Annotated in this window: 7 protein-coding genes and 1 pseudogene; 3 read left to right on the forward strand and 5 right to left on the reverse strand. The window is 54.9% G+C overall.

The features are described 5' to 3' along the window. Positions 1-61: 61 nt before the first annotated feature. The 4 genes from ABJH13_RS01240 to ABJH13_RS01255 form a co-directional block, all read right to left on the reverse strand. Positions 62-1282: an HlyD family efflux transporter periplasmic adaptor subunit gene (locus ABJH13_RS01240; protein WP_348404396.1), complete on the reverse strand. Its 1221-nt coding sequence runs from the start codon at positions 1280-1282 to the stop codon at positions 62-64. Positions 1283-1407: 125 nt separating this feature from the next. After that, on the reverse strand, positions 1408-3618 hold the full coding sequence (locus tag ABJH13_RS01245; RefSeq protein WP_348404397.1) for an ATP-binding cassette domain-containing protein: 2211 nt from the start codon (positions 3616-3618) through the stop codon (positions 1408-1410). A gap of 1 nt (position 3619) precedes the next feature. Further along, entirely contained in the window at positions 3620-5254 is a 1635-nt protein-coding gene (locus ABJH13_RS01250; protein ID WP_348404398.1) for an ABC transporter transmembrane domain-containing protein, read from the reverse strand. A gap of 62 nt (positions 5255-5316) precedes the next feature. After that, complete coding sequence (locus ABJH13_RS01255; RefSeq protein WP_348404399.1) at positions 5317-9675, reverse strand: hypothetical protein; 4359 nt, start codon at positions 9673-9675, stop codon at positions 5317-5319. A 232-nt stretch (positions 9676-9907) separates the two neighbouring features. On the opposite strand from ABJH13_RS01255, the gene ABJH13_RS01260 reads away from it, so the two are divergent. Further along, positions 9908-11179, forward strand: coding sequence for a glycosyltransferase (locus tag ABJH13_RS01260; RefSeq protein WP_348404400.1), 1272 nt, complete (start codon positions 9908-9910; stop codon positions 11177-11179). A 1681-nt stretch (positions 11180-12860) separates the two neighbouring features. Next, the gene (locus ABJH13_RS01265) at positions 12861-14942 is read left to right on the forward strand and encodes a PAS domain-containing methyl-accepting chemotaxis protein (RefSeq protein WP_348404401.1); all 2082 of its coding nucleotides are present in this window, start codon (positions 12861-12863) and stop codon (positions 14940-14942) included. Positions 14943-15180: 238 nt separating this feature from the next. On the opposite strand, the pseudogene ABJH13_RS01270 reads toward ABJH13_RS01265, so the two are convergent. Beyond that, positions 15181-15321: pseudogene (locus ABJH13_RS01270) on the reverse strand (helix-turn-helix domain-containing protein); the annotation flags it as partial. Between the two features lie 73 nt (positions 15322-15394). Between ABJH13_RS01270 and ABJH13_RS01275 the strand changes: the two are divergent. Then, positions 15395-16482 (forward strand): IS3 family transposase gene (locus tag ABJH13_RS01275; RefSeq protein ID WP_348404402.1). Its coding sequence is split into 2 segments (ribosomal slippage): positions 15395-15656 and positions 15656-16482, totalling 1089 coding nucleotides; the frame shifts between segments, so codons are not numbered across the junction. Positions 16483-16521 lie beyond the last annotated feature (39 nt).

The raw sequence follows: 16521 nt of genomic DNA on the forward strand, positions 1-16521 counted from the left end.
TCCTTTGTTGCAGTGAATGCTATCAAAAGAGCGGCATCAAACCCCGACAGATCCACATGTGTCAGGTCTCTGTAAGCGATTGATCCTGAATACGGCGTACTGGCTTTAGCAGATAGTTCAAGACTGACCGTTCTCCGGTAAGGATATCAGCGGTAACCGTCATGCCGGGACGCACGGCAACCGGGCCGTCGCCGGTTGGGACACTTTGGGGCAGATTAACCGTCACCCGAAACACAACCTCGCCTGTCTCATCAATAAAACTGGTCGGTGAGACTTCTGACACCATGGCAGATATGCTGCCAAAGCGCGTGAAGTCATAGCTCACCACCTTGAGATCCACCTTCATACCGTGGCGAATAGACCCGATGCGATCGGCTGATATGTTGACTACGGCGCGATATGAGGTGCCTGGGGGGACAATTTCGGCGATGACATCACCAGGCGCGACGACCTCATTGGCACGCAACACTTCCAGACGTAAGATTTTCCCACCCACAGTGGTGCGCACTTCTGCGCGATCAATGCGTGCTGCAGCATCTGCTGCCCCTTGTCGCAACGTGGTCAATTCTTCTTCAACCTTGGTCCAGCGGACTGCAGCGTCCCGACGCCGTTGCGCCAGTAGTTCGTCCCGACGCCGTGCATTTTCTGTGCGGGTGTTTTCAAGCTCGATACGTCGTCCTTCGATCTCTTCCAAAGTCCGCGAAAGCTGTAGCGCATCGCGCTGAAGGCGTTCGCGATCGATCAGCCGTACGGTACCACTGTCGACGTAGCGACCATACCGGGCGATTTGATCTTGTACGATTTTTTGTTCTTGCGCGATGGTTTTGGCTCGTGCACGCGCGCTTTCTACTTGAGTTGCTAGGCCGACATCTTCTGCGGTGATCCGGTCAAGTTGGGCTACGAAAAAGACTTGTTCGGCCCAAAATGCTTCTGATCCCGGATCGCCATTTCCTCTGATAATGGGCAGTGCCTGCCCATCTGCATGCAGCAAAAACTGAACTCTTGCCGCCTCTTCCTCTAATGTCTCGATCCGAGCCGCGAGCGACAAAGCTTCTCGTTCGATATGGTCGGTTTCAAAGTGCAACAGCAGTGCGCCGGGCGGTACCGTTGCATTGTTTTCGGCCTGTAAAAGACGCACAACGCCCCCATCTGGGTGTTCAATACGTTCGATTTGACCTTGGGGTTCAATCGTCCCTGTTCCTGATACTTTTTCCTGAACCTCCACAAGTGCCGCCCATACTAGTGCGAAAGCAACACCCGCAGTACAGGCGGCAACCGTCAAGCGTGCCGCCACACTGTCCCGGACTTCGTCCAGTGCAGAATGGGGCATATGCAGTGGATCTACATTGCGAGACGTTGCCTTTTGGGGCGAGTTATTGTGAGGTTTGTTCTCTGCGGGAGACTGGGTCATACGGCTTGATCCCTTGCTTGGGTGTTCAACTGGAGACGTGCCCTGCCATCTGCGATCTGCAAGACCGCATCGGTCGCACGGATGACGCTGGGCCGGTGGGTGACAACCAGGCTGGTCATGGTGCCTCGGCGTCGTTTGACGGCATCAATGATTGAGGCATCAATAGCGGGATCGACGTCCTCGGATGCTTCATCCAGCATCAAAACCGACGGTTCTTTAAGGAGCGCTTGCGCGACAGCGACTGCGGTGCGGACACCACCAGACAGGAGTGTTGTGTCGATGGTAGGATCAATTCGATTGTGGATCCCCTTTGGCAATCGGGTCAGTAGGCGGGTTAACCCGACCTCAGTTAGGATTTCTTCAATATGTGCATCGGATACCAATGGATCGACAAACCGCATATTTTGCGCCAAAGATCCGTAGATCAGCAGCGGACGTTGTGGGATTAGCATGATCCGGGACCCCACGGCTGCATTGGACATTTCTGCGAGGTTGAGCGTTCCGAGGCGCACGCGTCCAGCTTGTGGCTGTATTTGTCCCGAAAGCACCCCCAGCAACGCGGATTTTCCGGACCCGGACGCACCGGATACGGAGACAAACATCCCGCCAGGGATATCGAGCGAAACCCCCGCGAGGGTGGGCACATGCGCCTGTGGGCCTCGCAAAAACACGTTTGATGCCGAAAGAGACAGCACCTGTTGGTTTTGTTTTTCGATATCGGGGAGGCGTTCTTCCTCGGCAAACCGCATCATCGTATCAATCTGGCGGAACAGCCGCATTAGATCGCGCGTTTTGGGCAGTATCAGAAGACCTTGCTGAATAGGCGCGACTGCGCGCCAGGTTAACATTGTCACCGCGACCAATTGGCCGCCGGTTAACGCCCCGGAAATCGCACGTTCTGCGCCGATGAAAATCACGCTTGTGGCTGCGAGCGGCATAAATAAATACGAGAGCGCTTCGAGGCTGGCTGCAGCGCGGGTCAGGCGAAATCGTGCTGTGACGACGTTGCTGATGGCGCGTCGCGATTTGTCCATCCACGGCCAGGCGAGGCCGTTGCGTGCGATGAATTCGCGTTTTTGAATCAGCTCCATTTGGTGTTGCGTCAAAGCGTTCCGCGCTTTTGCGAGTGCGCCTGCGCGTTTGGTGAGCGTGGGAATAAGACACGTGCCCGCGACCAAGAAAAGGGCAACAAGACCAAACAAGACCAGAGCCAGCGGTGGGGAAAGAAAAGCGATGGCCATTACGATGATGAGCGTGACCGGAAGTTCGAGTGCAACGATCGTAAACGGGCCCGCGAATACATCCCGCAACCCTTCCAATTCACGCAGGCGGACAGATTGTTCACTGATTGGTGCTTGATCGATCATTTTGCGGGGTAACTTCAACAATTTATCGAAGAGCGCGCCGCCGAGGATGAATTCAAATCGCCCGGCTATTCGCCCCAGCAACCGCGCTTTTAGAGCGCGTAAACTGAGGTCAAGTAAGAACAACGCGCCACCTGCCAAAATCAGCGCCGCGATTGCGCGTGGTTGTTGGCCAGACACGACGAGATCGAATAGGAAAATGACCATGATTGAAAAGGCAACGGTGAGTATGCCGCTGATCAGTGTCAACACCAACGCAAGCCGTAAATCTGGGGCAAATCGCATGAAGGTTTCGAAGGTGAAACTGGCGCGAAGGGCGGCGCGTTCATTTGCCAACGGCGCGGTGCTTGGGGCGAAATCAACGAAGTCATACCGTTGCATACGCTGCAATGTGCGATATTCGGCGTTTGTTGTTCCGACGGCGGGCCGCAGTGATTGTTCGTTTTGGTCGAGAGATGTGGTGTCGAGTGACCACAGGCGATTGTCGTCGCCTACGACCAATCCGACCGCAATATCCTTTGGAATTTGATGCGCTTTTAGGCGTTGCACGCGGCAGGTATAGCCGAGATTACGCATGACTTCACGCAGGGTGGTAAGATCAAGTTGATTAATCAGGTAAGGCATCGCGCCCGCAAGGCGGCCCGCATCGGGCGCCCAACCTAATTTCTCAAGCAAACCGAGCAGTAAGCGCGCGTCCTGTGGATCTACGGGCAGCCCGGAAATGGCCCCGGTCTGCAAACCATCCAATAATGCGTCATAATCCCAATGTGCAATGTCGCTGGGCAACGAAGATGCGGGAGGCGGGACCGGCGATGAGCGATTAGGATGCGCAGAAGTCATCATGTCACACAGCGTCCTGAAGGATGCGTTTGTGATCCGACAGATCCAATGTTTGCGTTGTGAGCACCATGTAGGAAGGGCGGTTGCTGATCAAAATGAGAATGTGATCAGCCGCCCGTTTTTTCAACCAAGACAGTAGCTTTTGGTCGGTCTCGAGGTCGAGCCCCGAATTTGCCGTTTGAAATATGACGACATCGGGCAGCGTCACTAACCCGCAAATGTTTGACACGATCCGTTGTGCCGATTGGGGAAGCCCGTCATTGTCGGCGCGCACCGGGGTCAACAGGCCACGTGGGCTAAACCCCATAACGCTTTGCAGCCCGAGTTCACGAGCCAATTGTATTGCGGTTTCACTGTGGCGGTCCGGCCGGAAGGCGCAAATATTGTCAAACAGGGTGCCTTCCAGTAACTGCGCATCTTCGGAGAGTAGTCGCACCCTGTCTTGGCGATCTCTTATGTGGTATTCGTCTGCGGGGTGACCGTTTATCTCGATGCGACCTTGCTCCAAAGCGAGTTCGCCAAGAAAGAGCCGTGCGGCAACTGAGAGACCAACCGGATCGTCGCTGCGCAGCAACAGACAGTCTCCTCTGTTGAGATTTATGTTGATGTTTTCCATCACAATGCCGAATTCAGGGTCCGGTCGCGTTATCACGTCACATAGGGAAAAACTATCCACGCGGCGAAGCGGCGTTTGGCCCGAGACCCGCTGTGCGCCATCGGTCAGGGCGGCAAGGTCTGCTTCGGCTTGGCGAGCGTTTTCCATGCTGGATAGATACCCTTCGACCCGTAGAACGGGTTGAACGACGCGGCCGCTTAGAACGACGACAGCGGCAAGTACGCCAATGCTGGCCTGCCCGGAGACCACCAAAAATCCTGCTGTCGCGGCAGTGACGAGCGGGACAATATTACCGATGGCTGCAGTTAGTCCCTGTGCGTGGTGAATGCCACGGGTAATGTCATGGGTCTGGCTCGCAGACCGGGTTAGCAGTCGTTCCTGACGGCGTGTCATAAGCTGACGGATCTGAAGCGCGCGTACCGATTTGATGCCACCCAACACTTCGGTGAAAAAGCTGTACCGGCGGGCATCCGTTTCAAACCGGTCTGTCCGGGCTTTGTCGACGCGACGCCGCAAGAAGCTTAACGCAACAAAGGTCAACGCGAGCATCACAGCAACCGTGAGCGCGACAACGGGTGATAAAAACGCCATAACCGCGAGGAACAACCCTGCAAACGGCAGGTCCAACATTGCGGCGGCTGCACCGTCGGCGCGCTGGCTGCGCAAACGGTCAATCGCGGTCATCTGGGTGACGCGCGTCCCGGCATCGGCACGGATACGTTGCGCGGGATCTTCCATAAGCTGCGCCCAAAACACGCGGGTATAGGCAAGCTGTTCAAATTGTCCCGCACAGAATGCCAACAACCGCGCACGGGACAAACGCAAGACGCAATCTACAGCCAAGGCCAACGCGACCATTGCGGCCAGCACGATCAAGGTTTCATGTGCTTGGTTGGGAATGACGCGGTCATATATTTGCAGCATTGCCAATGGCACTGCCAACGACAGAAGGTTTGCCATCAACGATGCCGCAAGGATCGCAGGATCCCACGTTACTGATTTTAATACTGACACTTCACTCATAAATCACTCCACCGAGTGACCTTGTAAACATGACAGATTAAAATCGACCTAAGGTGTTCGCGTTACCATGTAACACGTTCGGTATCGACAAAGGTAACGGACCCGCCATCGTCGAATGTGACAACGCCTGACGCATCGCTGGAGAATTCTAACACGCCGCTGTTCAGGGACGAAACCGAGTGGCCTCCGTCCAGAACCAACGTCCAGCCGTCGCCATCGACCGTGTTGCCGGCGACGGTTGCGGCCCCATCACCCACCCCGTCGAGTTGGAGCGTATCGCTCCACGAGGCACCTTCGCCCCCTTCGATGGTATCGTTCCCTTGCATCGCGGCGACGTAAAAGACATCGTCGCCATCGCCCCCTTGCAGCAAATCGTCCCCGCCGCCGCCATAGAGGGTATCGTCGCCCCCAAAAGCCGAAATCTGTTGGCCGTCCGTGTCGAGCCGCGCATCAAAGACGTCGTTGGCATCGGTGCCTTGGTTGATCTCGATCCCGTCAAACGAACCGCTTGAGGCCCCGTTTGTGGTGAACTCACCTGTGTTGTCGCCCGTGAAGGTGACCGTGCTGGCCATACCGATCGAATCTTCGATGTCGAGCGTGTCGACACCGGCCCCGCCGGAAATCTGGTTGTCGACACCACCAACGAGATCCACGGTGATGAAATCATCGCCCGCGCCCGCATCGATGGTATCGGCGCCATCGCCGCCTTGCAACAAGTCGTCGCCCGCCCCGCCCGAGATCAGGTCGTCGCCTTCGCCGCCGATCAGGGTGTCTTCCCCGGCGTTGATGAGGCTGACGTTGTCCAGTGAAAGGCCGCTGTTCGACAAATCGCCTGTGTCCACAAACCGCAACGTGTTTGATCCGTCGCCTGATCCGCCGATCAAATCGAACGTGTAGTTTTCCATGACATCGGTGACCGAGGGGTCAATGGTCGCAATCAGCTCCCCCCCGAAATAGACATCCATCTCGCCGGTCAGATTTTTGTCGCGATCCCCTGCGTCGAAAGACAGAATATAATTTTCACCCGCTTCGAGATCTACTGTCTGGCTGATGTCCATTTCTTCGCCGGTCACATTTGCGGTATCCAACCAATAATTGCCGTCCGTTGCGGTTATGCCTTGCGTGCCACTGTCGTGCATTTCGAAGGCGTAGCCGTTTGCATCGACCCAACCTTCAACGGTGTTCTTTTCGATGCCCTGAGGCTTGGTTGTCCCGTTCGCAACATCTTCAAAGGACCCGTTTATCAGAAGGTTTTCATCCGCTCCGCCCGTCAACGTGTCGCCGCCGCGACCGCCCTGAATATAGTCGCTGCCGCCAGCGCCATCGATGTTCACACCCGCCGTGTCGCTGGATGCGTCAACCTCATCGGCCAGATCCGTCAAGCTCAGGTTCTCAACTTCGGAGAAGGTCATTGTACCATCCGTGTTCGAAATCGTGCCCTCTTCGTCACCGGTATAGGTGACGGTCACGCCATCGGTCAGCGCAGTAAGATCCACGCTGTCCGTGTCAGTGCCGCCTTCGCCACCGGTGATGGTATCCGCCCCAAAATCATCTTTGACAAGGAAGGTGTCAGAATCGTCGCCACCATCGATGATATCGCTGCCGACCCCGCCTTGGATGGTGTCGTTGCCTTCCCCGCCGGACAGCGTGTTGGCATCGCCGCCTGCCACCGAGATATGATCATCGCCGTCTTCGCCATAGATCTCGTCGTTTGATCTGGAATCGGTTTCGGCCGATGTGATCGTATCATTGCCCGTGCCGCCATAGATGATGTCGTCATCGCCCACAGAGGCCTCTTCGCCGGCTTCAATGAGGTCATTGCCATCGCCGCCATGGATGACGTCGTCCCAATCGCCGCCATCAATGGTGTCGTCGCCTTCGCCGCCATAGATGGTATCACGACCGCCCATGCCATCGATGCTGTCGTTGCCTTCGCCGCCATCGATCAGTTCGCCGATGCTAAAAGTTTGATTGCCACCAATGATCGTGTCATCGCCTTTGCCTGCGGAAATAATGGTGGTTTCTGCGGCGCTTCCGTCGACATAGTCGCCCTGATCCGTGAGGATCAGTTTTTCGGTCTGAGAGAAACTGACCGCGTCATTTCCATCTGTCAGGGTGCCCGTGTCATTGCTGCTGTAGGTGACCGTGACGCCGTTGGTTAGCGCACTTGCGTCCAGCACATCGGAGTCCGCACCGCCGATGATTGTGTCCGTACCAAAGCCGTCTTCGACGATGAATGTATCCGCGCCCGATCCGCCATCTAGGGTGTCATTGTCGATGCCGCCATTGATACGATCATCGCCGGACCCGCCGATGATGGTGTCCGCACCACTGCCGCCCGACAGGCTATCGTTGCCGTCACCGCCCGCGATGCTGTCGTTTCCACTATCGCCGATTAAACTGTCGTTGCCCGATCCACCTTCGAGATTGTCGTTGCCGGACCCACCATCGATGTAATCAACACCCGCGCCGCCGGTGATGGTGTCTGCATCACTGCCGCCCGATAGGCTATCGTTTCCGTCGCCGCCCTCGATGCTGTCGTTGCCGGTGTCGCCGAACAGGGTGTCATCACCTGATCCGCCATCAAGATTGTCGTCACCTGACCCGCCGTCGATGTCATCAACGCCCGTGCCGCCCATGATGGTGTCGGCACCGCTGCCGCCCGACAGGCTGTCGTTTCCGTCACCGCCCGCGATGCTGTCGTTGCCGGCATCGCCGATCAGGGTGTCATCGCCCGATCCGCCATCAAGATTATCATCACCCATCCCGCCATCGATGTCATCAACGCCGGTGCCGCCCATGATGGTATCTGCGCCACTGCCGCCCGACAGGGTGTCGTTCCCGTCGCCACCTTCGATGCTGTCGTTGCCGGTGTTGCCGTTCACTTCGTCATCACCAGACCCGCCATCAAGGTAATCGTCGCCAATTTCCCCAAAGATGCTGTCGTCGCCAGAGCCCCCAAATACGGTGTCATCGCCGAGGCCCGAATAGGTCAGGTCATTACCTGCGCCCAAATCCACATAGTTGGACCCGGCGTAATCTGGGTTCCCTTCAAATTCATCTACACGGTCGTCGCCATCCCCGGCATAGACGGTGTTGTCGCCATCGCCAAAGTAGATCTGGTCATTGCCATCGCCACCATAGATCAGGTCGTCGCCTGACCCTGTGGTCACGCTGTCGTCGCCGCCGCCTGCTGCGATCTCAATGCCTGCGCTGTCTTGCGAACCGTCTACGATGTCTGCGGCATCAGTCAGGATGTGCGCTTCTACTTCGGAGAAGGTGACGGTGTTTGTACCATCGCTGAGCACCCCTTCTTCGTCACCAGAATACGTTACTGTGACTGGGCCTGCGGCGTCAGAGACGTCAATCACATCCCTGTCGTCCCCGCCTTCACCACCGGCGAATGTTGTGCCATCAAAATCGCTGGCGATCTGTAATGTGTCGGCGTCATCGCCCCCGAACACGCTGTCCGCTCCCGATACGTTCGATATAATGTCATCGCCCGCGCCGCCGTAAACGGTGTCGTTGCCCGTGCCGGTCTCGACGCTGTCATCACCGCCCTGCATGTCGAGCAGATCGTCACCGGCCCCTGCCAGGACGGTCTCGTTTCCGGCGTACCCAGAAACGGTATCGTTGCCGGCGCCGGTATCGATGTGGAAATCAGTGGCGATGGAATATGTCTGCGCATCGACGCTGTCTGCGCCATCCGTCAAGGTCAGGCGTTCGACCTGTTCGAAGGTGATCGTCTCTGCGCCATCAAAAATCGTGCCAGCTTCGTCGGCGGTGTAGGTGACGGTCACTGGGCCCGACGGTACCGAGGCATCAATGCCGCCCAAGCTGCCGCCCTCTCCGCCGGTGATGGTGTCGCCACCAAGACCAGTGGGGATGGAAAACGTCGTGCTTTCTGATCCGCTTGCCGCAACATTTTCGTTGTTTCCCCGAGGGGTTGCGGCGTCTACTTCCCCTGAACGGGCTTGGGGCGTTTCAAAAGGGATATTGGCATCTGTGTTTGTCGAGGGGGCGTCGATGGGAGTGCGCGGCGTGAGTTGAATGGGCGCGGGGGATGACGATGGTGGCCCGAATGGGTCCGCCGCGCCGTTTTGAGATCCAGACGAGAACACGGCCGCCGAAGGTTCGGATGGTGCGAGCGTACCTGCGCCGTCTGAGGAGAGCTGAACCCCGTTGGCATCCGGTGCAGGCGCGCCTGTGGGGTCGTCCACGATGAAGCTCTGACTTGTATCGGCTTGTTCAAACACCGGTAAAACGCCGAGCAAAGCCGCGCTTGATGCGCCAACCTGAGCGTCTGCCCCGCCGGATTCGCCGCTATTTTGAACCGAACTCGGGTCTTTTTCGACCTTTTTCTGGTTGCCTTGCGTCGGCGCAGTCGCACCTACGCCGGGCTTTGATGTCCCCGTACTCATACACAAATCCACTCACCACTACGACACCACCCATCGCAGTGCGAGAATAGAAAGCAAAAGTTTTAACAGTCTGCTAATGAATGCCGAAAATTACGCCGGGGTTTCGAATGCACGTCAAATGGCGGTTTTACGTAGGTCATCTGATAACCTGAGGTAAAGCTTTGGCGATTATCTTTGCGCAGCTTCGCCCGGAAGATTTTATTCAACCGGCCCCGCAAATTTGAGTCAAATTATGAAGATCTTATTCATACACAAAAACTATCCCGCGCAATTTGGACGCCTGGCATATTGGCTCGCAGGGCAGGGTTGGGATGTCACATACGCCACTGCGCGCGATGATGTGCGGTCAGATCTCCTTAATATTGTTCCGTTTCAGATCCACCGCGAGCCGTCGAAACAGACCCATCACTATCTGATCGGTACCGAACGTGCTGTGCTGTCGGGGCAAGGGTTAGTGCGCACGGCGTTGGCGTTAAAAGAAAAAGGATACCAGCCGGATGTTGTTGTTGCCCATTCGGGGTGGGGGGTTGGTTTTTTCGTCAAGGACGTCTGGCCGCAGACAAAATACGTGCAATACGCAGAATGGTACTACACCTACCCCCATGCGGACCGAACCGCTGATTTCACCCCCAAACACCCGGTTGAAGAAGGCGCAAAAGCCCGGACGCGAAATGCGCCATTTTGGCTCGATTTCAGCGCGGCGGATGCCACGGTGTGCCCGACGCAGTACCAAGCGTCGACGTTCCCCGACAAGATCCAAGATCACATCACCGTTTTGAATGATGGTTTTGACACCAAAACCCATTGCCCCGCTCCGCGCGATACGGCGTTCCTTGAGGCGCAAGGTGTACCACCCGAGGCCAAGCTGGTCACTTATATCGCCCGAGGAATGGAGCCGACCCGCGGGTTTCCGGACGTGATGCGCGCCGTCGAGGCGTTGCAGAAACTGCGCGATGACGTGCATGTTGTGATCATTGCAGATGATCGGGTCGCGTATGGTGCCAAGGGCCCGGGCCCATCGTGGAAAGAGCGCATGTTAGAGGCGTTAGATCTTGATGTGTCTCGGATTCACTTTGTGGGTCTCGTGCCGCGCCGCAGTATGGTCAAGTTTCTTCAGGCGTCGAATGCGCATTTATATCTGTCTGCGCCCTTCGTGTTGTCGTGGTCTTTTGTCGAAGCAATGGCCTGTGGGACGCCAATCGTTGCCGCGCGTTCTGCGCCGGTTGAGGATTTTATGACCCATGGTGAGAGCGGTCTGCTGGTTGATCCAACGGCCACGGGGGACGTCGTGCAAGCGTTGCAAGATATAATAGATGCCCCTGAATTGGCGGGCCAACTAGGTGCGCGCGCGCGGTCCGAAATCGTCAGGAAATATGATGGTGAGACGATCATATTCCCTCGGGCAGCGCGGTTTTTTGGCGACCTTTGCTGCGAGGTGTTTTCAAGTTTGGACGTAGATGTCGAAACCCCTTTTGGTGCGCGCGCGTCCTCGGCTTTTGACTGAAGGCCGGTGACTTTCCCTGTGCGCACTACGCCTAGTGCTAGCCTGATGGGGTAATCTCCCATTGTTAGTGGGCTCCAGCCGCAGAATTCATATAAGCATCCGGTCTGCCGCCCTATGAGGCCGTTTTCCATGGCAATGGGTCATCGACGCGGTTGATTTATAGTCTGGGATGCGTGCTAAGGTACCGCCCAGCAAAGCCTGAGGCTCGATGCGGCTCAGTTTGGTGTTATAGATGATCGCGGCAGTTTTGCTGCCGGTCTGTGATCTGACGAACAGATCGTTTTTGCATCTGATTGCGACAAACCGCATGGTTCGTTCTGCGGTGTTGCTCTCTAATTCTAGGATGCTGTGATTGAGGTCGGGCCACAGCCTTGGCATGCGCGTCGGTGTATAGCGCATTGCACTTGCCAGCGGCGATTTGCCCGAGTTCGCGCGACCACCGGGGGGGCGATCCAAGCGCTTATTTTTCGACCGCCTAGAGTTGAGCGATGCGCTTTATGGCTTCATCTGCGGTAGCCGAACTTTGGGCGCGGTGAACATCGATGAACTTGCGCCTGATGTGCGCCGTGCAGCCACCTCGCGGATGCCGCCGGAACGACAGAAGCCTTCGAATCCAGCAAATCACCCATTGCCCGGGAGGGCATTGCGGAGCAATGTCCCGAGAGGAGGCATGCATCCAGCCCTGATATTTTGCGAGATTATTTTTGGAGTGCTGCCCTTTGTGGTCTGGGGAGAACTGATACTAGCTAGCGGGTGGGATGTCGCTGCGCCAAGTACTTTCATCACGGCCGTAATCCCATAGACGCGCCGTCGCCGTCTTACTGGTGCCAGGGGCAAGCATCTTAATCAGGGTATCATCTGCAAAGATGGCCTGTCCGGACAGCACATACCGCCCTCCTGTCAACATGTACCGCCGAGCAGGGGATGCGCCGTGATCCATTTGTTTAGCGTCAGCATCCAACACCCACCTTCTCGGGATATTGCTGCGCAATACCCTGTCAGGCAAAGATCATCAGCAATCTGCTTACGTGTCAGCCCACTGGTCAACGCGATGCGTACCGCACCTTGGCCAAATTCGTCCGTTCGTTTCAGTCCGATGGTCGATATCCTTTGTTGCAGTAAATGCTATCAAAAGAGCGGCATCAAACCCCGACAAGCCCAAATCATTGCCGGGCAGCGGGACGAATGGCTCGGGCAACGCATCGATAAAATGTCGACGAGGAACAAAGTAACTGGATATATCCGGACTTACAAAAATGAGTGATCCAACGCGGGTACACGCGATATGTTCCCCTCTTGAAACTAAAAACAGCCACATGAGCTCTATAAATGCCGCGTGTGCTACTCTTATCTGATTGGAAAAATAATTTTGAGGGTGTTGTCGGTGATCTGGTGTTTCGGATTAGCAATACCCTCGCTAAGTCATGAGGGACTTTTGGATTTTCTTACGAAGTTGTATTTTAAGATATTTACTTGCGCTCATTCGCTCAAAACATAGGCTGTCGCCGGCCTAGGGCAGTGTAAATTCCAACTGTTCATGCTCAGAAAATATTCCCCTAAGGGTAGAATTTTTGATGAAACCGGCTGGATGATAAAGTGTTGGTAACGAAAATGTGGTGAAACTGTTAGCGTGCGACGACAAATTGATTGTCAAAGATAGACGACACATGAGGTAAGACAAATGCTGTTTCAGAAAAATTCTTCTCCAAAAGTAGCCGTCGGATTTGGCAATGAAATGCTCGACGCGATTAATAACAGTCACATCATTGCGACGATTGGACCCGATTGGCGGTTCATTTCTGTGAATGAGAAGCTAGTGGAAGCCACGGGGTATGCGTCTGAAGACCTTATTGGGCAGCCTTATACAATGCTCCTGCGTGAGAAAGACATCAGTTCCGCAGATACGGAAGAGCTGAAAGCGACAATTTTAGCGGGTGATCATGTTGAACGGATCAGGCCGTATCTGAACCGCGACAGCAATGAGGTATGGCTAGATACAACTTTCTGCCCGCTACAAGAAGCTGATGATAAAAAAGGGAACATTTTATTCACGGCTAAAGATATTACTGGATATCATTTGTCGCGCCGGGATAATCGCAGCATGGTTGATTCTATCGCGCGGACTATGGCGGTCATTGAATTTAGTCTCGATGGCACCATTTTGAATGCGAACCAACATTTTTTGGATGCTACAGGGTACACTCTCGAAGAGATCACTGGGAAAAAACACAGCATCTTTATGCCGGAAGACGAAGCCGATACGGATGCCTATCGTGAGTTTTGGGGGCGGCTCGGGAAAAGTTCTTCTGAGAGTGGTCAAGTCATGCGAGTTCATAAAGATGGGACACCACTTTGGTTGGAAGCAACATATGAGACGCTGGTTGATCCAGAAAAGCGCCCATTTAAAGTCGTGAAGTACGCTTTTGATATCACAAAAGCCAAAGACAAAGAGGCGGAGGTTGAGGCAAAATTGAAGGCAATTGAAACTGTGCAAGCCGTGATTGAGTTTGACGCACAGGGTACAATCCTGCACGCAAATGACGTGTTCTGTAGCGCAGTGGGATATGAATTGGACGAGATCGTCGGCAAAAAACACTCGATGTTTGTTGATCCTGACTACTATAATAGCCCTGACTATGGCGCGTTTTGGGATCAGCTTCGGTCGGGTGAAACATTGCGTGATTGCTTCCGGCGTATCGGCAAAGGCGGGCGTGAAATTTTCATCGAGGCCAGTTATAATCCCATTCGTGATGCCGCTGGTACGGTTGTAAAGGTCGTCAAATTTGCGATTGATACGACCGCTTTTCAAGTTACGCTGCAAGAAGCGAGCCGAGCCTTGACTGCTCTTTCCGAGGGTAATCTTCAGATACGTATTGAACCTGATCTTGGTGATCTTGATGCGATCCGGCAGAACTTTAATGTGGCTGTCGACAAAGTGGACACCGTGCTGGCGGATCTGCTTGGGCAGTTTGGTGGGCTTGTCGAAGATTCGTCGTCAATTCGTGACGCGAGCGATGACTTGTCTCGACGCACCGAAAGGCAGGCCGAGACATTGCAGGAAAGCGCGGCAGCCCTCAAGGAGCTGACCACTTCTGTAAAAGGTACTGCGACGCTTAGCCAAGATGTTCGTAGCGAAGCTCAGCTGGCCAAGGAAGAAACGGTAAAGTCGGCTGAAATCGTTGCAGGGGCTATGGATGCAATGAATCGTATTTCAGATTCATCCGAACAAATTTCCAAAGTGACGAGTATGATCGATGATATTTCGTTCCAAACCAACTTACTCGCATTGAACGCAGGCATTGAAGCGGCCCGCGCAGGTGAGGCGGGCAGGGGGTTTTCCGTTGTGGCGTCCGAAGTTCGTGCATTGGCGCTTAGGTCGGCCGAAGCGGCTGGGGAGATCGCCCATCTGATCAACGCATCGAGTCAACAAGTCTTGGAAGGCGCAGATCAAGTCCGTAAGGTCGAGGTCGCGCTTGAAAAGATTGACCACCGTATGTCTGACGTTCTGACTCAGATTCTCGATATTGCGTCTTCTGCAGAGGAGCAATCAGTAGGGTTGAACGAAATGAACTCTGCCATTAGTGAACTGGACCGGGCAACTCAGCAAAATGCCGCGATGGCCGAAGAAACGAATGCTGCGTTGCAAAGCTTGGGTGGCAATATTGAAGTCATGCAAGGTGAGGCAGCTTATTTCAGCACGTCGTTTGATGCGAACGAAGATAGAATAGTTAAAGGCGACGAACAATACAAACGTAGCGCTTGATGATTGGCTGGGACGCTGAGTGATCAAGTTTTGAAGCGATAGAGGCGGTCCACGAAATTGTTGGCCTTATGTATCTCGGCTTTTTGGCGTCGCTCTCCCGGTAGTGTCGCAAAGTTTCCGCCAGCTAAGAAAACTCTTCTGCTAGGTACACTTATTCGGCGAGCGCCGCGAATTGCGCAAAACCATTGACCTGCTGCTCGAGGCTCCCTCATTCGAGAGTGCATGCAGTCCAAGCCTCACCACGCTGGAGGTAGCGATCATAGCAACGGTAGAATGTGGTGCGGGGAATGCCGAGTTTGGCCAGCGTCAGGCGTGCCGACAGGTGGCTTTCTTCGACCAGTCGAATGATCTCTAACTTTTCAGATGCGGCATACCTCATTCGGTAATCCCCCCTAAAATTAGTGGTGTTCAAAACTAGAATTTTCTCGGCAAGATATCTGAGGAGATTTACGATGAAGAACGGACGATACATCGACGCCCAGATCATGGCAGTGTTGAAGCAGGCAGAGGGCGGTGTGCCGGTCTCGGAGCTTTGCCGTGAGCATGGGATGAGCAGCGCCAGCTTTTATAAATGGCGGGCTAAGTTTGGCGGGATGGACGCGTCGATGATATCCGAGATGAAGGATATGGCGGAAGAGAACCGTCGCTTGAAGCGCATGTATGCTGAGATGAGCATGCAGAATGATTTGCTGAAGGAGGCTCTTGGAAAAAAGCGTTAAGGCCGTCTCAGAGGCGAGAGATGGCCATGAACGCGGTCGCGGGGCACGGCGTCAGCGTTGCGTTGGCATGCAGGACGTTCGAGATCAGCGAGACCTGCTACAGATACAGCCCTGTTTTGAGCGACGAGAACGAAGAGATCGCCGATTGGCTGGAACGTCTGACAGCAAACAAGCGCAACTGGGGCTTTGGCCTTTGTTTTCTGTATCTGCGCAACGTCCAAGGCTATGGCTGGAACCATAAACGGATTTACCGGATCTATTGTGAACTTGAGCTGAACTTGCGGATCAAGCCCAAGAAGCGGTTGAAACGGGACAAGCCCGAACCTCTGGCGGTTCCTGACAGGCCCAATGAGACCTGGTCGATGGATTTTATGGCGGACCAGCTGGCAGATGGCCGTTCGATCAGGACGTTAAACGTGTTGGACGACTTCAATCGGGAAGGCCTATGCATCGAAGTGGACTTCTCGCTGCCCGCAGAACGGGTTGTGCGCAGTTTGAACCAGATCATTGAATGGCGCGGTCAACCGCAAGCAATTCGAGTCGATAATGGCCCCGAATATATCAGTGGCAAGCTGATGGAATGGGCCGAGAAACGCAATGTTCGGCTGGAATACATCCAGCCCGGCAAGCCGCAGCAGAACGCTTACATTGAGCGGTACAACCGCACAGTTCGCGGTGAGTGGCTCGGGCAATACATCTTCGAAACGATAGAGGAGGCACAAGATCAGGCAACGGAATGGCTCTGGACTTACAACAACGAGCGACCCAACATGGGCATTGGCGGGATGACACCCGCTATGAAACTGAAAACAGCTGCGTAAATTCTACGGCTGGGCCCCACTAAAAATGGGGGGATTACC

Source organism: Roseobacter sp., assembly GCF_039970775.1.
Lineage (GTDB): Bacteria > Pseudomonadota > Alphaproteobacteria > Rhodobacterales > Rhodobacteraceae > Roseobacter.